This is a genomic window from Burkholderia sp. AU15512, from assembly GCF_002223325.1.
Lineage (GTDB): Bacteria > Pseudomonadota > Gammaproteobacteria > Burkholderiales > Burkholderiaceae > Burkholderia.
On the sequence record NZ_NKEX01000006.1, the window covers coordinates 830,578 to 852,897 of the forward strand.

A 22,320-nucleotide genomic window follows, 5' to 3' on the forward strand; every position below is an offset into this window, starting at 1 on the left:
CTTATGGCTTCTTCAGGTTGCGGTACGACACGAGATCGTTGATCGGCCCGACGTCGAGCCCGCTCACGCCGGGCCGCGTCGCGACCTGCGCGACTTTCTCGAACATGATCACGAACGGCGAATGCGCGAGCATGTCCTTCTGCATCGCCTGATACCGTTGCGCGCGTTTCGCGGCGGTCGGTTCGGCGAGCGCGGTGTCGGTTTCCTTCGTCAGTTGCGGGATGTCCCAGCTGTTGCGCCAGGCCAGCATTTTATAGCTCGACTTGTCGGAATTGTCCGGGTTCCATGCAAAACCCTGCGCGTTGCTGTGCGGGTCGATGTAGTCGGCCGACCATTCGCCGATGTAGATGTCGTGCTGGCGCGCACGGTATTTCGCGAGCGTCTGCTTGTTGTCGCCGGGGATCAGCTGCACCTTGATGCCGGCCTGCGCGAAGTTCGCCTGCACGGCCTGCGCGATTTCGGTGTACGGATAGTCGTTGCGCACGTCCATCGTCACCGAAAAGCCGTTCGGCACGCCGGCCTTCGCGAGCAGCGCCTTCGCCTTCGCGACGTCGAGCTTGTACGGGTTCGCGTTCAGCGTGCCGAGGAAGCCTTCGGGCAGGAAGGTCTGGTGCACCTTGTAGGTCGTCTTCACCACGTTGCCCTGGATGCCCGCATAGTCGACCAGCCATTTCAGCGCTTCCTGCACGTCGGGTTTCGCGAGCGTCGGGTTCTTCGTGTTCAGGCCGAGATACAGCAGCGTCGCCTGCGGCGAGGCCGACACCTTCGCCTTGCCGGATTTCACGACCGACGCCAGATCGTCGGGGCTCAGGTCGCGCGCCGCGTCGACGTCGCCGTTTTCCAGCAGCAGGCGCTGGCTGGCGGCTTCGGGCACGTGGCGCAGCACGATGCGCTTCATCGCGAGCGGCAGACGGTAGCCATCGAAGCGCTGCAGCACGACGCTGTCGCCGGCCGTCCATTTCACGAGCCTGTAGCCGCCGGAGCCTGCCTCGTTGGTCTTCAGCCACGCATTGCCGAAGTCGTTGCCCTGCTGGTGCGACAGCAGCAGCTTCTTGTCGACCACCGAGGCGGGCCACGAGCCGAGCACGTTCAGCACGAAGGTCGGGGCGTACTTCTGGTCGGTCGTGACCGATACCGTCAGGTCGTCGAGCCTCTTCACGTTGGCGACGACGTTCGCCTTCGTGAGCCCGATGCCGGTCAGCACGGCGGCCGGGCCCTTGTCGAGCAGCACGGCGCGCTGGATCGACCACGCGACATCGTCGGCCGTCAGCGGGTTGCCCGAGTGGAACTTGAGGCCGGGGCGCAGCTTGAACGTGTAGGTCAGGCCGTCGGTGCTCACCGTCCACGACTGCGCGACGTCGCCGTTGAATTTCGACGGATCGCGCAGATCGACGCGCACGAGCCGGTCGTACGTGTTCGCGACGTATTCCTCGGGCACCAGCTCGTAGATCTCGCCCGGGTCCAGCGTCGTGAATTCGTCGAGCAGCGTGGCCATCACGAACATGTCCTTCGGCGTTTCCGCGCGCGCGGCGGAAAGCGGAACGGCGGCGAGAACGGACGCGGCGGCCAGCGCCGCGACGAGCCGGGATGTCAGCAATTTCATGTGCGCTCCATCGGTTGTCGAACGTGAACGGGAAGGGGGACGTGCATCACATCAGGTGCCACGGGCCGCTGTCGGCATTGTCGATCTGCGGCAGCGCGCGCGAGCCCGGCAATTCGTAGTGCCACCACTCGCTGTCGATATGCGCGAAGCCGGCCGCGTGCATCACGCCGAGCAGCAGCAGGCGGTTATGCTGCACGGCTGTCGGCAGCCCCGCATGGAAGTGGCCCGACTCGGCGACCATCTCGTCGAATCCGGTACCCATGTCGAGCGGCTTGCCGTCCGCGCCGACGAGCGTCAGGTCGAGCGCGGTGCCGCGGCTGTGATTCGAGCCGCGACCGAGATCGGCGATGAAGTTCGGATCGGGCAGGAAATCCCACAGCACCTGCTGCGCCTGCGGCGGCCGGTACGCGTCGTAGAGGCGCAGCGTGAAGCCGGCTTGCGCCGCGATGGTCACCGCGCGGCGCAGCGCGGCTTCGGCCGGCGCCAGCAGCAGGCAGTGCGCGCGGCGGTAGATCGGCTTGCCCGTCAGGTTGCGGTCGGTCGCGTAGACGAGATCGATGTCGACGCGATGCGTGGCGGACGTGATTTCAACGAGACGGGGAGCGTTCATCGGCGGTTCGGCAGGCACTCGCATTCAGGATTCGAATTGATCGAACGTGCGCTGCAGTTCGCGGTTGCGCGCGACGCGCCGGTCGATCGCGGGGCCGAGGCGGTCGACCACGGCCGTGATCAGCAGGTTGAACAGGCAGGTGAGCGGCGCGAGCGAATCCCAGAACTGGCCGACGTCGGTCTTCACCTGCAGCAGGTCGGCCGGCCAGTCGCGCGCCCACGGGCACGAGAGATCGGTGACCAGCGCGAACGGCTGCCCGCGCTCGGCGGCCGCCTGGCAATAGCGGCGCGCGCTGCGCGAATACGCGCGTGTATCGGTGACGATGCAGTACGGCCGCTCGAATTCGGAGTTCAGCGAATCGACGTACGAGCCCGACTGGCCGTCCGAATAGAACACGCGCGGGCGCAGGTATTCGAGGTAGCTGCTGAACGCGTTGCTGATCCCGCGCGTCGACTGGATGCCGAGGATGAACACGGCGTCCGCCTGCGCGATCCGGTCGGCCACCTGCGCGAACACCGCGCCTTCGGCGAGCCGGTACACGTGGCGGATCGCATCGAGCTCGCGCTCGAGCGACGACGCGAGCGGGCCTTCACTGTCGTTGCCGCCGGCTCCGGCCGGTTGCGTGCCGGCGACGCGGCGGTATTCGTCGAGCCGGTCGGTGATCATCCACGGGCGGTCACCGCCGCCGCGCAGTTCGCGCTTCAGGTCGTCGAGGTTGCGGTAGCCGACGCTGCGCAGGAACCGCCCGACCGAGATCCCGCTGGTACCGGCCTGCTGCGCGATCTGGTCGGCCGTCTCGAGCCCGAGCCGGTCGAGGTTCGCGAGCATGTAGCTCGCGATGCGCTTGGCGGTCGGCGTCAGCTCGGCATAGCGGGATTCGACGGTACGGGCAAACGCGCAGGTCATCGGCTGTTAGATCGTTGTCGTCGGGTGATCGAATGTCATCCATCTAACAAAGCCAAAATCATCCGCGCCAGCGGATAAAAACTATGGTGTGAGGATAGGTGATAGGGGCGAAGGGGGCGTGAGCAGGGCGGTGGATTATTCCTGACAGGCATATTTTGCGTTTATGCCTGACAGGAATATTTGACCAGCCACCGACGGTTGAATTTCCACCCTTACTTGATCCGACCGGTTCGCCTGCGTCCCACATCCCTCAATCATTACAAAATTAAAGAGAATCAGATTAACTCATCAATTCAGGTTAATAATTCATTTAATTTTTAGATGAATATGGATTTAACTTGCGTCACGGGATGTTCGATTTTCGATAATCCGAAAAACGGCATGTGTTCCGTAAATGAAAATTCGCTCAATCGCAGGCATGAAGAGGAAATCATGACGAATCTTTCTCGACGCAAGATGCTGGCTGGAACGGCCGGCGCCATTGCCGCGGCGGGTATCGCCGTATCGGCCAAGGCTGCTTCGTTCGGTAATCCGGACCGTCCGCCGGAAGGCGCGGTGAATGCGCGCAACCGCCAGAGCCTGACCGACCCGGGGCCCCAAAACCCGGCAATCGCCAATCAATTCCCGTCCTTTCAGGATCCGCCGGCCACCGATATCAATGGGATGCCGTTATTCTGGGCGTCATTCAATAACGCCCATAAACGCATTCAAAATGGCGGATGGGCGCGTGAAGTCACGCAGGACGATTTTGCGATTTCCGAAACCATTTCCGGCGTCAACATGCGCCTCACACGCGGCGGCATTCGCGAGATGCACTGGCACCAGCAGGCCGAGTGGGCCATCATGCTCGACGGCCGCTGCCGGATCACGGTACTCGACGAACTCGGCAGGCCATCGGTGCAGGACGTGAAAACCGGCGATCTCTGGTATTTCCCGCCCGGCCTGCCGCATTCGCTGCAGGGCCTCGGCACCGACGGCGCCGAATTCCTGCTCGCGTTCGATAACGGCCGCGCGTCCGAATTCAACACGCTGCTGCTGACCGACTGGATCGCGCACACGCCGCCCGACGTGCTTGCGCTCAACTTCGGCGTGCCGGCCGACGCGTTCAAGAACATTCCGCTCGACAACCTGTGGATCTTCCAGGGCGACGAACCGGGCCCGCTCGCACAAGCGCAGCGCGCATCGGCGTCGTCGGCCGGGGCGCCGCCGCATCCGTTCATCTTCTCGCTCGGCGACATGAAGCCGGTCAGGAAGACCCGCGGCGGCGAAGTGCGGATCGCGGACAGCACGAACTTCAACGTGTCGACCACGGTCGCGGCGGCGCTCGTCACCGTGCATCCGGGCGGCATGCGCGAGCTGCACTGGCACCCGAACGCGGACGAATGGCAGTACTACCTGCAGGGCGACGCACGGATGACCGTGTTCGACACCGGGCCGAAGGCGCAGACGGCCGACTTCCGCGCGGGCGACGTCGGCTACGTGAAGAAGAGCCTGGGGCACTACGTGCAGAACACCGGCAGCACCGATCTGGTGTTCCTCGAGATCTTCAAGACCGACCGCTATGCGGAAGTGTCGCTGTCCGACTGGCTCGCGCATACGCCGCCGCAGCTCGTCGAAGCGCACCTGAACGTCGCGCCGGACGTGATCGCGCAGTTTCCGCGCAACCGTCCCGACGTCGTGCCGCTGTAAAGCCGCCGCCTCGGCCGGCAGGCGGCATGCCGGCCACGGCGCCCGAACTTCAGGAATCCTTCCTCATTCGAACGGAACCTCACCATGATTCCCGTCACGAGCAAACGTGCCGGCGGCTTCGCGCTGCCCGACCTGTCCACCGCGCACCCCGACGGCGCGGCGCGCGCCGCGCTGGAAGGGCGCCGCACCGGCGTCGCCGCGCTGCTGCCGTTCGTCGGCCCGGCCGTGATCGCGTCGATCGGCTACATGGATCCCGGCAACTTCGCGACCAACATCCAGGCCGGCGCCGCATACGGCTACCGGCTGCTGTGGGTCGTGCTGGCCGCGAACGCGATCGCGATGCTGTTCCAGGCGATGTCCGCGAAGCTCGGCATCGTGACCGGCCGCAATCTCGCCGAGTTGTGCCGGGACCGTTTTCCCGCGCCGGTCGTGTGGGGCATGTGGATCGCGTCCGAGATCGCCGCGATGGCGACCGACCTCGCCGAATTCCTCGGCGGCGCGCTCGCATTCGGGTTGCTGTTCCACCTGTCGCTGTTCGCGGGAATGATCGCGACGGCGCTTGCGACCGGCGCGGTCCTCGCGCTCGAAAAGCGCGGCTTCCGGCCGCTGGAAGCCGCGATCGCGGCGCTGGTCGGCGTGATCGGCGCGTGCTATCTCGGCGAGCTGCTGATCGCGCCGCAGGACTGGCGTGCGGCCGCGTTCCACCTGGTCGTCCCGCAGATTCCGGATCACGCGGCGCTGACGATCGCGGTCGGGATCATCGGCGCGACGATCATGCCGCACACGCTGTATCTGCATTCGGGTCTCACCCAGGATCGCACCGCGCCGCGCGACGACACGGAGCGGCGGCGGCTCGTGCGTTTCTCGAACCGCGAGGTTGTCGTCGCGCTCGGGCTGGCCGGGTTCGTGAATCTCGCGATGGTGATGATGGCGTCGTCGGCGTTTCACGCGAGCGCGCCGGGCATGACCGACATCGGCGACGCGTATCACACGCTGATCCCGGTGCTCGGGCCGGCGGCCGGCGCGCTGTTTCTCGTCGCGCTGCTGACGTCGGGCGTGTCGAGTTCGGTGGTCGGCACGATGGCCGGGCAGGTCGTGATGCAGGGCTTCATCCACCGCCGCATGCCGGTCTGGGTGCGGCGCGCGGTGACGGTCGTGCCCGCGTTCGCGGTGGTCGCGCTCGGCTGCGACGTCACGCGCGCGATGGTCGCGAGCCAGGTCGTGCTGAGTTTCGTGCTGCCGCTGCCGATGATCGCGCTGCTGTTGCTGTCGGCGCGCGCGGACGTGATGGGCGCCTACGCGATGCGGCTGCCGCTGCGGATCGTCGCCGGTGCGGCGACGGTCGTGATCGTCGGGTTGAATGCGTACCTCGTGTGGGCGGCCTTCAATTGAACGGCCGCGGGCCGGCAGCCTACTGCTGCATGTCCGGCGCCTCGCGAAGCCGCCAGATCACGTTGCACTGCTGGCCGCCGAGGCTCGTCGAGCGCAGCGTGATGACGGTGCCGGCCACGATCCGATACGAGAAATGCGCCATCAGCTCGGTGCCCTTGCGCTGGGGCTGCCCGTCGACCAGCACCTCGCACAGCAGCGGCGACGGCGAGCCGGATGGATGCGTGACGTAGACGTTCAACCGCGCGATGTCGCGGGTCGCGGTGAGCACGATTTCGTGGTTTCCGCTGCCGATCAGCATCGTGCCGCCGGGTTCGTCGATCGCCTGCAGGTAGGCGCCGGTGCTTTCCTCGATCGCCGCGGCCGTGACGGCCAGCCCGGCCGAGCGGACGTAGCCGGTCGCCGCGATGCGCGCGGCAACCGTGCCGGATTGCGCCGGCGTGCCGTCCGACAGCGCGAACGGCATGCCGTCGCGCAGCGCGGCGTCGACGTGATTCGCGTAGTAGCGCCACCGGTCGAGGAAGCGGATGTCGCCGGTCATGTGCAGCGCGCGGATCGGCTCGCCGTGATAGCGGAGCGTCGTTGTGCCGGTGCTCGCATCGAACGCTTCGTGAATGCCGTACTTGCTGACGAAGTTCTGGACCGGATCGAGCAGCGCGGTTTCACCCTGTGCGCTCCACAGGTGCAGGAAGGTCGTATCGATTCCGAAGCATTCCTGGAAATCGGTGCCGATGCGGGCGATGCAGTCGCGCAGGTGGCTGGCGTAGCGTGTCCAGGCATCGGCGGTCCCGGCCACGAGCCCGGCCTGCAAGGCGCCGCCGTGGCGCGCGGAGACTTCGTCGACGACGAGACGCCAGTGATGGTCGCGCCGCTCGCCGATCAGCGGCGTGACGACGAACGTGCAGAACAGCGGGTCGGGGCACGCGTGGATCCGGTCGTCGCCGATCTGCGAGAACAGGTCGAACCCCGGCGCGCAGAACCAGATGTCGGCGTCGTACAGCGCGAGCTTGCGAATCTGCGGGTGGCGCGCGCAATACTCGGCGGCCTCGATGAAGCGGCCGACCGGCAGCGCATACGCGCCCGATGCCTCGATCACGTCGACCGACTGGCTCGCCAGGATCTGCCGCTTGCGTTCGGTGAGGCCGTAGCCGATCACCGCGATCCGGCCGTCGTAGCCGGTGTGCCGCAGCGACAGCAGGAACGGCACGAGCATTTCGTACCAGGCGCGATTGTTGTCGTTGATCGCCACGCAGACCGCGTGCTCGCTCGAATGCATGTTCTTTCCCCGATGGGCGTGCCCGGCTCAGTAGCCGACGTGGCGCTCGCAGACGACCGCGCCGCAGCCGCGGCTGTCGTGATACGTAATATGAAACTGCTTGTTGTCCCACAGCCACTGGAACACGGCTTGATATACGCCGGCCGTGGTCATGTCGTGCAGCACGATCTTCTTGCGCGCCAGCGGGCCGAAGCGGTTCAGTTCGGCGAGCGTCTGCTCGTACGTATGCGTGGTGTCGATGAACAGCAGGTCGGATGCCAGCGGTTCCATCGCCAGATCGTCGGCGATCCTGAATTCGAAGTCGACCGACAGGTCTTTCGCGGCCTGCTCCAGTTCGTGCCGGATGCGGAAGTGCTCGTCGGAGATGTCGACCGACACGAGGCGCTTCGGTTGCGCGAGCATGAAGGCCGTCGTGGTCAACCCGGTGAACACGCCGAGCTCGAGGATGGTGTCGCACCCGATCGCCGTTTCCGTATAGAAGTCGAAGCGGGAAGGGCTGTCGCCGAGCCAGCCGATCGGTTCGATCTGGTACTGCAGGAATTCCAGTCTCAGTTGTTGTAGCGTGCGCATCCTGTTTTCCTTCGCGAACCGGATTCGGTGGTGGGTGCCATCGCCGGGATCGGCTGGCCCCGGCAGTGCCGGCCATTGTAGATCGCCGGCCGCCCCACGCCCTAGCGCCGGCGCGGCGGTGGCGGCGATTACCCGCGCGCCGGCAGGGCCGGCCGCGCGGGCAGCCCCGATTACTTCGCGAGCGTGCGGTATGACACGAGGTCGTTGATCGGCCCGATTTCCGGCCCGGTCGCGCCGGGGCGCGTCGCGACCTGCACGACCTTCTCGAACATGATGATGAACGGCGAGTTCGCGAGCACGGCCTTCTGCAGCGCTTCGTAACGCTGCGCGCGCTTCGCCGGCGACGGCTCGACGAGCGCTGCCTCGGTGTCCTTCGTCAGTTGCGGAATGTCCCAGCTGTTGCGCCACGCGAGCATCTTGGTCGGCGACTGGTCGGAGTTGTCCGGATTCCACGCGAAGCCGCGCGCATTGCTGTTCGGGTCCATGTAGTCGGGCGACCACTCGCCGACGAAGATGTCGTGCTGGCGCGCGCGATACTTGCCGATCGCCTGCTTCGCATCGCCCGGAATCAGCTTCACGCGGATGCCGCCCTGCGCGAAGTTCGCCTGCAACGCCTGCGCGATCTCGAGGTACGGATAGTCGTTCGGCATGTCCATCGTCACGTCGAAGCCGTTCGGCAAGCCGGCCTTGGCGAGCAGCGCCTTCGCCTTCGCGACGTCCTGCTTGTACGGCCGCGCGTTCGACGCACCGAGGAAGCCTTCGGGCAGGAAGGTCTGATGCACCTTGTAGGTCGTGCTGACGATGTTGCGCTGGATGCCGTCGTAGTCGACGAGCCATTTCATCGCCTGCTGCACCTCGGGTTTCGCCAGGTTCGGGTTCTTCGTGTTCAGGCTCAGGTACAGCAGCGCGGACACCGGCCACGACGTGACCTTGATCTTGCCGGCCTTCGTCAGCGCGGCGAGGCTGTCGGGGCTCAGGTTGCGCGCGGCGTCGGCGTCGCCGTTCTCCAGCAGCAGCCGTTGCGCGGATGCCTCGGGCACGTGGCGCAGCACGACGCGCTTCATCGGGTACGGGGTGCGGTATTTCTCGAAACGCTGCAGCACGATGGTCTCGTTGGGCGTCCACTTGACGAGCTGGTACGGGCCCGAGCCCGCGTCGTTGGTCCGCAGCCAGGCGCTGCCGAAATCGTTGCCTTGCTGATGCGACAGCAGCAGCTTCTTGTCGAAGACCGACGCCGGGCACGCGCTCAGAACGTTGAGCACGAAGCTCGGTGCGTACTTGCGGTCGGTTTCGAGCACGACGGTCTGCGGATCGACCACGCGCACCTTCTGCATCACGTTCGCCTTCGTGAGGCCGAGATCGGCGAGCACGCCGGCCGGCCCCTTGTCGAGCAGGATGGTGCGCTGCAACGACCACGCGACGTCGTCGGCGGTCACCGGGTTGCCGGAGTGGAACGTCAAGCCGGGGCGCAGCTTGAACGTGTAGGTCACGCCGTCGGCGCCGACCGTCCACGATTGCGCGATCTGCCCGTCGAAGCGCGTCGGGTCCTTCAGGTCGACGCGCACCAGGCGTTCGTAGGTGTTCGCGACGTATTCGGACGGCACCAGCTCGTAGATCCCGCTCGGGTCGAGGGTCGTGAATTCGCCGAGCTGCGTGGCGACGACGAAGATGCCGGGCGGCGTGGCCGCCTGCGCCGGGAGTGCCGGAACAAGCGCGACGAGCGCGGCGCTGACGAACAGGCGGGACAGCAGGTGCTTCATGCGGGCTCCGTTGAAAGGGAATCGTGGGTGCGATTCTCTCATCGACGGCTGCCCGGATGAAAATATTCGGCGTGCGCGCCGGCGGGGTGGCGCGCAGCCGCGAGCCGGGCGGGCGCCCGGCGTCGGCGGGTTCGAATCAGATCGCGCAGCGCGCGATCGCGAAGCGCATCGCTTCCTCGGCCGGCTCGTTGCCCGAGCCGCGCACGACCTTGATGACCGAACCGTTGCCCGACGGCGTCAGCGTGACGAAGTAGGAGTTCGAGCCGATGGCGATGTCGGTCACGCCGTTGTGCTGCGATTGCTCGGTGCCCGACAGGCGGCTGTCGAGGCAGTTGGCGACCGCGTAGGCCGGACGTTGCGACGACACGTAGATCATCGGCGCTGCACCGGAGGCGGAGGCGGAGCCCGGGTCGGACGAGGGCGCGGAACCGCAGGCGGCGAGCAGGGCGGCGGGAAGGAGCAGCAGGAATCGTTTCATGATGGGTCGTCGTGGGTCTCGTATCGAGGCTGGGGCGCGGGGTAGGCGAAACGCGAAGCTTCGCGACGAAACCGCCCGGAATCGGGCCGTTTTTGACGGACGACGATGCGACAGGCGGCTGACGACGGAGTATACCCGCAGCGTTTGAAGCCGTCGGCGCGTTGAAACGATTCGATACACAACAAGCACCCGCTGCCGCATCGCGGCAGCGGGCGTTTCAGGTGATGGCGAATGGGCACTTGCCGGTGTTGTCGATCTTATTGGCCGATCTGGTGGCTGACCGCATTTTCCTGCTGGTTCAGCACGTGCTTTTCGCTCTTCGTGATGTGGCTGTGATCCTGCGCAGCCATGTCCCGCTCTTCCCGGCGGATCTTGCGGTCGTCACGGCGCAGGCGCGCGGCCTCGGCGTGCGACATTTCGCCTTCCTTCACTTCGTGATGGATCCGGCGATTCTGGTTGGCGAGGCGCTGGTTGACCGCTTCGCGGCGCGGATGCGCCTGTTGCCACGGCGTGTCGGCGAAGGCGGTACCGGTCAGCACCGACATCAGGGTCGCGGCAATCGCGAGATGGCGGGTAAGGGCTCGCATCGTGTGTTCTCCTGTCGTTGCGCTCCGGAACGTGGGCGCTTGTCCAAAAAACGCGGAGCGGGCACCGGCTGTTGACGTTTCGGCCTGTATCGATTGCAAGTCTTTATTACGTCGGCGCGTGGCGGTGTGAGCCCCGGCGCATGCAGGACGGGGCTCGACTGTCGCGCACGCGGATCAATGCGCGCCGGCCGCCGCCGCATCGGCATCGCCCCCGCCCGAGCGCTTCGGTTTCGTGATCCAGATCAGCGGAATGATCGCGATGAAGATGATCGCCGACACGTAGAAGATGTCGTTCAACCCCATCACGGCCGCCTGCGAATCGACCGACGCGTTGAAGAACGCGAGCGCCGAATCGGGGCCGAGGTGCAGCAGTGAGCGCGTCGCGTCGACCTGCTGCGTGAAGACCGGATTGGTGACGCTCGCCTGTTCGGTGAGCCGCACGTGATGCAGGATCGTGCGGTCGTTCCATGCGTTGCTGATCAGCGACGTGCCCACCGCGCCGCAGAACGTGCGGCCGAAATTCGACAGGCCGGCGGCGGCCGGGATCTTCTCTGGCGGCAGCCCGGACAGGATGATCGACGTCAGCGGCACGAAGAACATCGCCATCGGGATGCCCTGCAGCAGCGTCGGCAGCACGAGATCCCAGCGCGACACGTCGGTGTAGAAGGTCGTGCGCATCATGAACACGACCGCGAAGCCGACGAACGCGAGCGTCGCGATGTAGCGCGGATCGGTGCGCGGCAGCAGGCGTCCCATGACCGGGGTGAGCAGGATCGCGAACACGCCGAGCGGCGCGGTGGCGAGCCCGGAATCGACCGCGCGGTAGCCGAGATAGCCCTGCATCCACTGCGGCAGCAGCACCAGCGTGCCGAAGAACATCCCGTACGCGACCGAGATCGCGATCGTGCCGCCCGCGAAATTGCGCTGCGTGAACAGCCGCAGGTCGACGATCGGGTTCGCCTCGTGAAGCTCCCACACGAGGAAGAACGCGAAGCCGATCAGCGCGACGATGCCGAGCGCGACCACGACGGGCGAGTTGAACCAGTCGAGATCCTTGCCCTTGTCGAGCATGATCTGCAGCGACGCGACCCACAGCACGAGCAGCAACAGGCCGATCGTATCGATCGGCATGCGTTTCGTGGCCGATTCGCGGTCGCGGAACACGATCCACGTGACGGCGGCCGCGAAGAAGCCGACCGGGATGTTGATGTAGAAGATCCACGACCAGTTGTAGTCGTACGTGATCCAGCCGCCGAGCGACGGCCCCGCGATCGGGCCGACGAGCGCCGTCATCGACCACAGCGCCAGCGCGCTCGACGATTTCTGCCGCGGCCACGCGCCGAGCAGCAGCGCCTGCGACAGCGGCGCGAGCGGCCCGGCGACCGCGCCCTGCAGGATCCGCGCGGCGAGCAGCGTCGGCAGGTTCGGCGCGATCCCGCACAGCCACGACGCGAACACGAACAGCAGGATCGACGTGACGAACAGGCGCACCTGGCCGAAGCGCTGCGTGAGCCAGCCGGTCAACGGAATCGACACCGCGTTCGCGGCCGCGAAGATCGTGATCACCCACGTGCCTTCGTCGACCGACACGCCGAGGTCGCCCGAGATCGTCGGAATGGCGACGTTCGCGATCGACGAGTCGAGCACGTTCATGAACATCGCAAGCGATACCGCGATCGTGCCGATCGCGAGACGGCCGCCCGATAGCGGGGCTGGAGTGGACGGAGAGGACATGGGTTTCCTGCGTAAGGGACGTAAGGGGCGGAACGGATGCGACCCGTTGCGGCGGGCACGCGCGGCCCCGCGCGCGGAGGCGACGCACGGACGGCGCGGCTGCTGAACGGAAGGAAGCACGGCGCGCGCGACGCGGCCCGGTAAAGGGGGCCGACGCGTGCGACGTGCTGCTCGATCGAATGCACGAAGCCGTGGCGGGCTTCGGGGGCGGAATGCTGCCGGTCAGGAAGGCGGGACGCGCGTGACGCGCCTGCGGGCAGCGGTCAGGCGGCTGCCGTCGCGTGTGGAATGGTTTTGCATCGCGACAGGCTAACGATGTGGCGAGCCGCCATCAACACGTGCCGGCTCATTAATCGATTTCGCTTGCTGCAACAATCGCTGGGCGAACCGTGCCGGTTACGGGGCGGTGCGCCAATCGCCGAACACTTCCGCGAGGAATTCGACGAATGCGCGCACCTTGCTGTCGAGCGTCGCGCGCCGCGGATACAGCACGTGCAGCTCAACGTCGTCGGTCCGGTGCCAGTCGGGCAGCACGACTTCGAGTTCGTTCCGCTCGAGCCGGCGGGCCGTGTAGTGGGTCGAGACCAGCGCGATGCCGCCGCCGCTCGCGGCCTGGCGCAGCACCGTCACCGATTCGTTGGTGATCAGCACCGGCCGCACCGGCACGTCGGCCACGTCGCCCGCCGCATTGGTGAGTCGCAGCGTCAGGCCGGGCGCGTCGCGGCCGACGAGCAGCAGGTCGTGCTGCGCGAGATCCTGCGGCGTGGCGGGCCGGCCGACGCGGTCGAGATACGCGGGGCTCGCGGCGAGTTTCGCCTGCGACCAGCCGAGCGAGCGCGCGATGTAGCTGGAGTCGGTCAGCACGCCCGCGCGCAGCGCCACGTCGAAGCCGTGCTCGACCAGATCGAGCGGGTTGTTGTCGTAGATCAGCACGAGCTGGACCAGCGGATAGCGCCGCCGAAACTCGGCGAGCGCCGGCTCCAGCTCGAACAGGCCGATCGAATAGGGCACCAGCACGCGCAGCATGCCCTCCGGCGCCGTGCGCAGCGCGCGGGCCTGGCGGTCGGCGTCGAGCAGGATGTCCTCGGCGCGCAGGCAGCGCTCGTAGTAGTCGCGTCCGGCTTCGGTGACGGACACACGGCGCGTGGTGCGGTACAGCAGCTGGACGCCGAGATCGTCCTCGAGTTGCTTGACCTTGCGGCTCACGCGGCTGAGCGGCATGTCGAGGTGCGTGGCGGCGGCGGTGAAGTTGCCGCGCTCGACCACGCGCAGGAATATCCGGATGCTTTCGAAGTCCATACGAGGTGCTTCAGTGTTCGACCTGCGCGCATCTTACCTTTGCCGGCCGAATTGCTTCGCGCGGTGGCGATTATCCTGCCCGGTGCAATAACGCATCCTGTCCGCGCTGCTTAGTGGCGGCGGCGTGCCCCCGTATGCTCGCCGCATGAAATTCGTCTTGCCCCCTCTACCGCCGCTCGCTGCCGTGCGCACCGCGCTGCGCGACGCCCGGCCCACGCTGCCGCCCGGCGCCCTCGGCTTCGCGTTGCGCAACACGGCCGCGTCGCTCCTCGCGCTCTACCTCGCGTTCCGGATGAATCTCGACGACCCGAAATGGGCCGCGTCGACGGTGTGGATCGTCGCGCAGGGCAGCCGCGGGATGGGCTTGTCGAAGAGCCAGTACCGGATCCTCGGCACCGCGATCGGCGCGGCCGTCGCGCTCGTGCTGACCGGCGCCTTCGCGCAGACGCCCGAGCTGTTCCTGCCGGCGCTCGCCGCGTGGATCGGCCTGTGCGCGGGCGTCGCGACCTTCCTGCGCAATTTCCGCGCGTATGCGGCGGTGCTCGCGGGCTATACGGCGGCGATCATCGCGATGGACGCCGTCGCCGCGCCGCTGCACGCCTTCGACATCGCGACCGCGCGCTTTCTGTACGTGGTGGTCGGCATTCTCTGCGGCGCGGCGTTCGAGACGGTGTTCGCGCCCGGTTCGCCGCTGGCCGACGTCCGCACGCGGCTCGCGCGCTATCTCGACCGCGCGGTGGCCGTCGGTGCGGGCGCGCTGCGCCGCGAGCCGAACGGCGCCGCCGTGCACCGGCTGTTCGCGGACGCGCTCGAACTCGACACGGCGGCCGAATATGCGGCCGCCGGCGATCCGCCGGTGCGCAACGCGATCGGCCATCTACGCGCGGCGGTGCTGGGCGTGCTGTCCGCGCAAGCCGCCGGGCAGGCGCTGCACGAGCACGCGGCGCGCAGCGGCGGCACGCCGGACCCGCTGGTCGCCGATGCCGCGCAGGTGCTCGATGGCGTGGCGGCGTCGGGCGAAGCGGGGCCTGCGCTGACCGCATTGCGTGCGCGCGTGGACGACGCGGTGCGTGCCGAGGCCGCGGAGCCGGCCGGCTCGGATCCGTCGCGCCTGCTCACGCTCGACCGGCTGGCGGCGCTGCTTGCCGGGTTCGACGCCGCCTTTGCGGGCAAGGCGCAGCTGGATCGACCGAATCCGCCGGCGTCGCGCGTGCGCTATGCGTTCCACCACGATCCGGTGCTCGCATGGCACAACGGCATTCGCGCGTTCGTCGCCGTGCTGGTCGCCTCGGCGCTCTGGATCGTCACCGCGTGGCCGTCGGGCGCCGGGTTCGTCGCGATCACGGGCGTGGTCTGCGCGCTGTTCTCGACGCGCCCGAACTCGGTCGGCGCCACCGTCGGCTTCCTGAAAGGGGCGGCCTGCGCGGCGGTCGCGGGTGCCCTTTGCAATTTCGTGCTGCTGCCGGCGGTGTCGGGCTTCGAGATGCTCGCGTATATCCTCGGCGTGTTCATGATCGGCACGGGCATCGCGATGCGCAATCCGCGCACGGCCGGCATCGGCAGCGGCTTCTCGATCTTCTTCTGGAATTTCACGTCGCCGGACAATACGGCGCGCATCGGCGATGCCGCCTTTCTCAATTCGGCGCTCGCCACGCTGCTCGGCATCGCGTTCGGGGCGCTGGTGTTCGCGCTCGTGTTTCCCGGCGATCCCGGCACGAGCCGGCGGCGCCTGCATCGCGCGGTGCGCGACGATCTGGTGCGCATCGCACGCAATCCACGCGCGTGGCGGGCGAGTGCGTGGCTGAGCCGCACGGCCGACCGTCTCGGGCGCGAACTCGGTTTCGCGGGCCGTCTGTCGCCCACGCTCATCGAGCGCGACCTGCGCGATTTGCTCGCGACCTGGACGATCGGCGACAGCCTGCTGGCGCTGGCGGAATTGGCGGCACGCGAGCCGGCGGCGCGCCGTGCGGTCGCGGTCGTGCGGGGGCGGGTCGGGCAGGCGGATTTCGCGCGGCTTGCGCGCACCAGCAACGCGGCAGCGCGCGTGCTGCTGCGGCGCGTGACCGAAGTCGACAGCGACGACGGCCGCGCACTGCTGCGCGGTGCGGTGCTGCTGAGAACGATCGCGGAGACGGCAGCCGCGCACGATGGCTTCCTGCGAGGCCGCCAGGATTGACGGAGCGCTCGACGCGCGGCGCGGCTGTCGTGGCCGGCGTGCTTCGCCCGCCAGTGCACCGATCGGGCCGATTCGGCCCGCCCCGAAGAGCCGGAATTTTCCAGCTAAGACTGGGACGGAAATTGGGCCAGCCTCAAAATCGTGCCAATTCAGTACACGATTGGCGAAGGCGGGGGGCGGGAAAAATGCCACGTATTCCCCTAATGCGAAGCGCCATGAAACCACGGATGATCCAATCACGTGGTCAGACGGATAACACTCGCGTCTTTTTTCGCCGGCGAGGGGTTTGATGCAATAGGCGGCAGCGGGGGCATGTCATGGATTCTCTGGAAAAAGGGGTTGCGGTGAGTCCCATTGGGCAGAGGGCTCACACCGTTGAACATGTCGGGTCCGACAACCAGAAACAGACGTACTACGCGGCGACGTCCATGTGGTTGAAGCTGGAGCAGCTTCAGATCGTGCAACAGCTCGTCGAGCCGCTGGACATGGGCAAGCAGCCGACACTTTCCACCTCGCTACACGGCGTGGCGAGTATCGAGGGGCAGGAGTTGTCGATCTTGGGTGACACGCAAGGTTCGACGCGCACGCTTCAGGTGACTTTTGAGGCGCGCGACGTCACCACGGCCGACCGGCTGGGTCTGCGTGCGTTGGAAGACGAGCTGGGTACCTCGTTGTCCGACGTCGCGCTCGGCAGTGCCCGGCTAGGCTTCAATCGTGCCGACGACGAAGTCGACGAGCCCGATCAATGGTGGCTCGCCTGCCATATTCCCGACGCCTGCCTGCAGGTGCTCGCGAAGGCAAGCTCGGATGGCCAGCTTGGCGCGGTAGAGTTGGGATTGACCATGCGGCATTTGTATTTGGCCGAACGCCCGACCGCTGCCGTCGTACGGCAGTCTCGACTTTTTCTCAAACCCAACGACAGCGACGACACGATCGAGTGGCCGACTATTGCCACGGGCTATGTCACCGGCCTTCGGATCGACTTTGCGACAACATCATTACGTGGCACCGAGCAGGGCGTAGACCAGAAAGACAATGGTGCGACGAAACTCGTCGCGGATTCCATGGTCACGCTGGGCCTCAAGCTTGCCAACCTCAATGTAACGGTGAAATGGCTCGGCGCCCTCATCGTCGTATTGCTCTTCCTCGAATTTCTCGAGCGGCTCTGATCCAGTGACCGAAGGCACACCGATACCTTGCAGGCATGGAGAGGGAAAGGTGCCTCCGTCAATTCGGCGGCGTGGGCTTTAGCGCAGCTTTTTCTCTGTAGTCTTGTCAGGCCTGACGCAGGTACTGCTGCATCATCCGCGTGCGCTATGCAGGACTTCGCCGTGTGGCAGTCGGTGCGGAAGCCGTCACGGGCGCGACGGTCGAGTTGAGTCGGCCGGATCAACTGAGCCGATAGGCTTTACCCGGCGTCACTTCCGCCGGCAGCGGCTCGCGGTTCAGCTCGAGCAGCGTGCGCTCGATCTGCCGCGTCATTGCATCGAGTGCGAGATGGTTCGGCCCGTCGCCGAACGGCTCGGCGATCGCATGTGCGATCGCGTCGAGGGCGATCAGCGTATAGGCGACGAACACGCTGACGAACGGCGTCGCCGCGCCGATCGAATCGACGAGACCGAACGGCAGCAGCACGCAGTACGCATAGATGGTCCGGTGCAGCAGCACGTCGTATGAAAACGGGATCGGCGTCGACGCAATCCGTTCGCAGCCGCTCACCATCGCGACGAGATCGTCGAGGCGCGCGTCGAGCATCCACAGTCGCGTGTCGGAGAGATGGCCCGCATCGGCGCGTGCGGCGAACGCTTCGCGCAGTGCGTGCACGATGACGACCGGGCGAAAGCGCGCAGCGGCAACGCGCGCGTAGGCGGCGCCGTCGAGCAGCCCGCGCAGGTCCGCGGCCGGATCGGTGCCGCGCAGTTGATGCTTGAGCGCATAGACGAACGCGACGACCGTCCGCACGAACGCGCGCCGCGATGCGTCGTCACGGTCGATCGCACCGTAGCAGAGCGCCTGCGACACCAGCGTGCGCGTGGCGGTCAGCACGCCGCCCCACAGTTGCCGGCCCTCGCGGTAGCGTTCGTAGCTCGCGTTGTTGCGAAACCCCGCGAAGATCGCGAGCGTGAGGCCGATCAACGTGAACGGCGTCGGGTTCAGCGGCACCTTCTCGCCGAGCACGCGGCCGCCGCCCCAGACCGCGACGAGGCTGATCGCGAGCGTCAGCACGAGCTGCGGCAGGATGGTCGGCAGCACCGAGCCGTTCCAGACGAGCAGCATCCGCAGCCAGTGCTCGCGCGGACGAACGATCATCGCCGCGCTCCGTCAGGCGGCGATCGAGGCCGGCGCGGCCGCGCGATGCAGCAGCACGGGAATCGACTTCGACGTCGGTGTGTTGCACACGTCGCCGACGCTGTCGAGCGGCACGAGCGGGTTCGTTTCCGGGTAGTACGCGCCGATGCAGCCGCGCGGGATGTCGTACTCGACGAGCAGGAAGCCGTCCGCGCGCCGCTCAATGCCGTCGTGCCACACGGTTTCCATGTCGACCCAGTCGCCGGCCTTCAGGCCGAGCATCGCGAGGTCGTCACAGTTGGCGAACACCACGCGGCGCTGGCCGAACACGCCGCGATAGCGGTCGTCGAGCCCGTAGACGGTCGTGTTGTACTGGTCGTGCGAACGCGTCGTCATCAGCGTCATCAAGCGCTCGCCGTGCAGCGCGCGGGCACGCTGGATCGGCGTGTCGGCCGGCAGCGCGTGCGCGATGAAGTTTGCCTTGCCCGTCGGCGTGAGCCATTCGCGGTCGCGCGACGCGACGCGCAGGTGGAAGCCGCCCGGCCGCGCGATGCGCGTGTTGTAGTCGTAGAAGCCGTCGAGCGTCGCCTCGATCGCGTCGCGGATCTTCGCGTAGTCGTCCTTGTAGGCAAGCCAGTCGATCTTGCCGCTGCCGAACAGCGCATGACCCATGTGCGCGACGATCGCGGGTTCCGACATCAGGTTCGGCGACGCCGGCTTGTTCATCCCGTACGACACGTGGACCATGCTCATCGAATCCTCGACCGTCACGCCTTGCGCGACGTTGTCCTGCAGGTCGATCTCGGTGCGGCCGAGCGTCGGCAGGATCAGCGCGTCGCGGCCGTGGATCAGGTGGCTGCGGTTCAGCTTCGTCGTGATGTGCACGGAGAGGTCGCAGCGGCGCATGCCTTCCCACGTGCGCGGCGTGTCGGGCGTCGCCATCGCGAAGTTGCCGCCGAGGCCGATCAGCACCTTCACGTGGCCCTCGAGCATCCCTTCGATCGTCTCGACGACATCGAGGCCGTGATGGCGCGGCGGTTCGAAGTCGAACACCTGGCCGAGCCGGTCGAGGAATGCCTGCGACGGTTTTTCCTCGATGCCGACCGTGCGGTTGCCCTGCACGTTCGAGTGGCCGCGCACCGGGCACAGGCCCGCGCCCGGGCGCCCGATGTTGCCGCGCATCAGCATCAGGTTCGTCAGCATCTGCACGGTCGCGACCGAATGCTTGTGCTGCGTGATGCCCATCCCCCACGTCGCGATTACGCGCTCGCTGCGCGCATAGAGCTGCGCGAGGCTGTCGATCTGCTCGTAAGGCACACCGCTCTCGGCCGTCAGCGCCGACCAGCTTTCGTTGCGCAGGTCGTCGGCGAATACGTCGAAGCCGGCCGTGTGCTCGCCGATGAACGCGGTGTCGAGCACGCGCGGCGCACCGGCGGCGCGCGCGGCGTCGTCGAGTTCGAGCACGCGCTTCGCCATCCCCTTGATCAGCGCGAAATCGCCGCCGATCGTCGGCTGGATGAACGTCGATGCGATCCTGGTGCCCGACATCGTCAGCATCTCGATCGGGCTTTGCGGATCGGCGAAGCGTTCGAGGCCGCGCTCCTTCAGCGGGTTGATCGACACGATCGTCGCGCCGCGCTTCGCGCACTCGCGCAGCTCGCCCATCATCCGCGGGTGGTTGGTGGCCGGGTTCTGGCCGAAGATCAGCAGCGTGTCCGCATGTTCGAAATCGTCGAGCGTGACCGTGCCCTTGCCGACGCCGACCGACGCCGGCAGCCCGCGGCTCGTCGCCTCGTGGCACATGTTCGAGCAGTCCGGGAAGTTGTTCGTGCCGTACAGGCGCACGAGCAGCTGGTACAGGAACGCCGCTTCGTTGCTCGCGCGGCCGGACGTGTAGAACGCGGCCTGGTTCGGGTCGGGCAATGCCCGCAGGTGGCGTGCGATCAGCGCGAACGCGTCGTCCCATGCGATCGGCACGTAGCGGTCGGTTTGCGCGTCGTACACCATCGGGTCGGTGAGCCGGCCGTGCTGCTCGAGTTCGAAATCCGACTGTTCGAGCAGCTCGGTGACCGTGTGCGCGGCGAAGAATTCGGGCGTCACGCGCTTGCTCGTCGCTTCCGCGGCCACGGCCTTCACGCCGTTTTCGCAGAATTCGAACGTCGAGGCGTGCTGGCGGTCGGGCCACGCGCAGCCCGGGCAGTCGAAGCCGTCCGGCTGGTTCTGGCGCAACAGCGTCCGGTAATTGCCGCCCGCGACCTTTTCCTTGATCAGGTTGATCGTGACGGCTTTGAGCGCGCCCCAGCCGGCGGCCGGGTGGGTGTACGGTTCGATGCGCGCGGTGGCGGATTTCTTTTTCATGATGCAGCGGGTGTCGGGGTCGATGGGTGCAGAGTACGCGCGGCCCCCATCCGGCTGTGTGTACACCTGTTCACTCCAAAAAAGAGTACAGTTTCGGCCATTCAGACAGTGCGGATCGCAACTGTATTGTTGAAGGGAAGTTGAAAGGGAGGCGCGTGAAGCGTTACGAACAACTGGCCGACGATCTCCAGGCGCAGATCGAGCGTGGCGTGTACCGGCCCGGCGAGCGGATTCCGTCGGTGCGGCAGGCGAGCCGGCAGCAGCAGCTCAGCGTCACGACCGTGCTGCGCGCGTACCTCGTGCTGGAAAGCCGCGGCCTGATCGAGAGCCGGCCGCAATCGGGCTATTTCGTCCGTGCGCGCGCGTCGGCGCCGGCCGAGGCCGAGCTGCACATGTCGGCGCCGGCCGCCGAGCCGTCGGCCGTGGACGTGAGCCGGCTCGTGCTGTCGACGCTGCGCTCGATCTCGCGCGACGATGCGGTGCCGCTCGGTTCGCCGTATCCCGATGCGTCGCAGTTTCCGGTGCAGCGTCTTGCGCGCTATGCACAGACGATCGGCCGCCGCCGCACGCGCTGGGGCGTGATCGACGATCTGCCGCCCGGCAACCAGGAGCTGATCCGCCAGATCGTGCGGCGCTACGCGGAGCGCGGGATCGTGGTCGAACCCGGCGAGATCGTGGTGACGATCGGCGCGACCGAGGCGATCAACCTGTGCCTGCAGGCCGTCGCGAAGCCGGGCGACACGATCGCCGTGGAGTCGCCGACGTTCTACGCGATGCTGCACGCGATCGAGCGGATGGGCATGCGCGCGCTGGAAGTCGCGACGCACCCGGTCGACGGCATCGATCTCGACGCGCTCGAACGGGTCCTGGAACGCGAGCGCATCGCCGCGTGCATGGTGATGCCGAACTTCCAGAATCCGCTCGGTTTCCAGATGCCCGACTCGCGCAAGCGCGCGCTCGTCGAACTGCTGGCGAAGCACGGTGTGCCGGCGATCGAAAGCGACGTCTATCACGAGCTGCACTTCGGCGACACGACGCCGAGCGCGCTGAAGTCGTTCGACCGCGACGGGCTCGTGCTGCATTGCGCGTCGTTCACGAAGAGCCTGTCGCCGCGCTACCGGATCGGCTGGGCGATGCCGGGCCGCTACCGCGATCAGGTCGAGAAGCTGAAATTCCTGAACACGCTGGCCACGCCCGCGATCGAGCAGCTCGCGATTGCCGAGTACCTGAAATACGACGGCTACGATTTCCACCTGCGGCGCATGCGCAAGCAGTACGCGCAGCAGGCGAGCCTGATGAGCGCGATGGTGCGGCGTTTCTTCCCGGAAGGCACGCGGCTGTCACAGCCGCAGGGCGGGTACGTGCTGTGGGTCGAGCTGCCGCGGCAGGTCGATGCGATGAAGCTGTATGCGGCCGCGCTCGCGCAAGGGATCACGGTCGGCCCCGGGCACATGTTCTCGGCGAGCACCGATTACCGGCATTTCATCCGGCTCAACTACAGCTATCCGTGGTCGCGGCAGATCGAGGATGCGCTGAAGGTACTCGGGCGGCTCGCGTCGGAGTGCGCGGCGCGCTGAGTACCGGGGGCCGCGCGGC

17 protein-coding genes are annotated in these 22,320 nt (G+C 66.9%); 5 read left to right on the plus strand and 12 right to left on the minus strand.

Annotated elements, in window-relative coordinates; translation table 11 throughout:
* Position 1 precedes the first annotated feature (1 nt).
* From CFB43_RS23100 to sapR, 3 genes are read right to left on the minus strand one after another with little or no spacing between them, the layout of a single operon-like run.
* A complete protein-coding gene (locus CFB43_RS23100) occupies positions 2–1,603 on the minus strand; it encodes an ABC transporter substrate-binding protein (protein WP_089496716.1) in 1,602 nt (533 codons plus the stop codon).
* Positions 1,604–1,649: 46 nt separating this feature from the next.
* Entirely contained in the window at positions 1,650–2,213 is a 564-nt protein-coding gene (gene ddpX / locus CFB43_RS23105) for a D-alanyl-D-alanine dipeptidase (RefSeq protein WP_089498107.1), read from the minus strand.
* Between the two features lie 24 nt (positions 2,214–2,237).
* The gene (sapR, locus tag CFB43_RS23110) at positions 2,238–3,119 is read right to left on the minus strand and encodes a sap1 transcriptional regulator SapR (protein WP_089496717.1); all 882 of its coding nucleotides are present in this window, start codon (positions 3,117–3,119) and stop codon (positions 2,238–2,240) included.
* Between the two features lie 432 nt (positions 3,120–3,551).
* On the opposite strand from sapR, the gene CFB43_RS23115 reads away from it, so the two are divergent.
* Together CFB43_RS23115 and CFB43_RS23120 are read left to right on the plus strand one after the other, a co-directional pair.
* Positions 3,552–4,808 carry an oxalate decarboxylase family bicupin gene (locus tag CFB43_RS23115; protein WP_089496718.1) on the plus strand — a complete coding sequence of 419 codons (1,257 nt, stop codon included), beginning with the start codon at positions 3,552–3,554 and terminating at the stop codon, positions 4,806–4,808.
* Positions 4,809–4,892: 84 nt separating this feature from the next.
* A complete protein-coding gene (locus CFB43_RS23120; RefSeq protein WP_089496719.1) occupies positions 4,893–6,200 on the plus strand; it encodes an Nramp family divalent metal transporter in 1,308 nt (435 codons plus the stop codon).
* Between the two features lie 19 nt (positions 6,201–6,219).
* Here CFB43_RS23120 and CFB43_RS23125 read toward each other — a convergent pair whose 3' ends face one another.
* The 7 genes from CFB43_RS23125 to CFB43_RS23155 form a co-directional block, all read right to left on the minus strand.
* Positions 6,220–7,473 (minus strand): hypothetical protein, encoded by a 1,254-nt coding sequence (locus tag CFB43_RS23125; RefSeq protein WP_089496720.1) that lies wholly within the window; start codon positions 7,471–7,473, stop codon positions 6,220–6,222.
* Positions 7,474–7,500: 27 nt separating this feature from the next.
* Positions 7,501–8,043 (minus strand): class I SAM-dependent methyltransferase, encoded by a 543-nt coding sequence (locus CFB43_RS23130; protein ID WP_089496721.1) that lies wholly within the window; start codon positions 8,041–8,043, stop codon positions 7,501–7,503.
* 170 nt (positions 8,044–8,213) lie between these two features.
* Positions 8,214–9,803 carry an ABC transporter substrate-binding protein gene (locus CFB43_RS23135; protein ID WP_089496722.1) on the minus strand — a complete coding sequence of 530 codons (1,590 nt, stop codon included), beginning with the start codon at positions 9,801–9,803 and terminating at the stop codon, positions 8,214–8,216.
* Positions 9,804–9,939: 136 nt separating this feature from the next.
* On the minus strand, positions 9,940–10,281 hold the full coding sequence (locus CFB43_RS23140) for a sugar ABC transporter ATPase (RefSeq protein WP_089496723.1): 342 nt from the start codon (positions 10,279–10,281) through the stop codon (positions 9,940–9,942).
* 257 nt (positions 10,282–10,538) lie between these two features.
* Complete coding sequence (locus CFB43_RS23145; RefSeq protein ID WP_089496724.1) at positions 10,539–10,868, minus strand: hypothetical protein; 330 nt, start codon at positions 10,866–10,868, stop codon at positions 10,539–10,541.
* Between the two features lie 174 nt (positions 10,869–11,042).
* Positions 11,043–12,602, minus strand: coding sequence for a DHA2 family efflux MFS transporter permease subunit (locus tag CFB43_RS23150; protein WP_089458438.1), 1,560 nt, complete (start codon positions 12,600–12,602; stop codon positions 11,043–11,045).
* A gap of 396 nt (positions 12,603–12,998) precedes the next feature.
* Positions 12,999–13,901 (minus strand): LysR family transcriptional regulator, encoded by a 903-nt coding sequence (locus CFB43_RS23155; protein WP_089496725.1) that lies wholly within the window; start codon positions 13,899–13,901, stop codon positions 12,999–13,001.
* Between the two features lie 145 nt (positions 13,902–14,046).
* Between CFB43_RS23155 and CFB43_RS23160 the strand changes: the two genes are divergently transcribed.
* Together CFB43_RS23160 and CFB43_RS23165 are read left to right on the plus strand one after the other, a co-directional pair.
* Entirely contained in the window at positions 14,047–16,077 is a 2,031-nt protein-coding gene (locus tag CFB43_RS23160) for an FUSC family protein (RefSeq protein WP_089496726.1), read from the plus strand.
* Positions 16,078–16,394: 317 nt separating this feature from the next.
* Positions 16,395–17,246: a hypothetical protein gene (locus CFB43_RS23165; RefSeq protein ID WP_144023097.1), complete on the plus strand. Its 852-nt coding sequence runs from the start codon at positions 16,395–16,397 to the stop codon at positions 17,244–17,246.
* A 220-nt stretch (positions 17,247–17,466) separates the two neighbouring features.
* Here CFB43_RS23165 and CFB43_RS23170 read toward each other — a convergent pair whose 3' ends face one another.
* A complete protein-coding gene (locus tag CFB43_RS23170; protein WP_089496728.1) occupies positions 17,467–18,387 on the minus strand; it encodes a bestrophin family protein in 921 nt (306 codons plus the stop codon).
* Between the two features lie 12 nt (positions 18,388–18,399).
* Positions 18,400–20,724, minus strand: a complete 2,325-nt coding sequence (locus CFB43_RS23175; protein WP_089496729.1) for an FdhF/YdeP family oxidoreductase — start codon at positions 20,722–20,724, stop codon at positions 18,400–18,402.
* A 155-nt stretch (positions 20,725–20,879) separates the two neighbouring features.
* Here CFB43_RS23175 and CFB43_RS23185 point away from each other — a divergent pair, with 155 nt between their 5' ends.
* Positions 20,880–22,301, plus strand: coding sequence for an aminotransferase-like domain-containing protein (locus tag CFB43_RS23185; RefSeq protein WP_089427250.1), 1,422 nt, complete (start codon positions 20,880–20,882; stop codon positions 22,299–22,301).
* Positions 22,302–22,320: the final 19 nt, after the last annotated feature.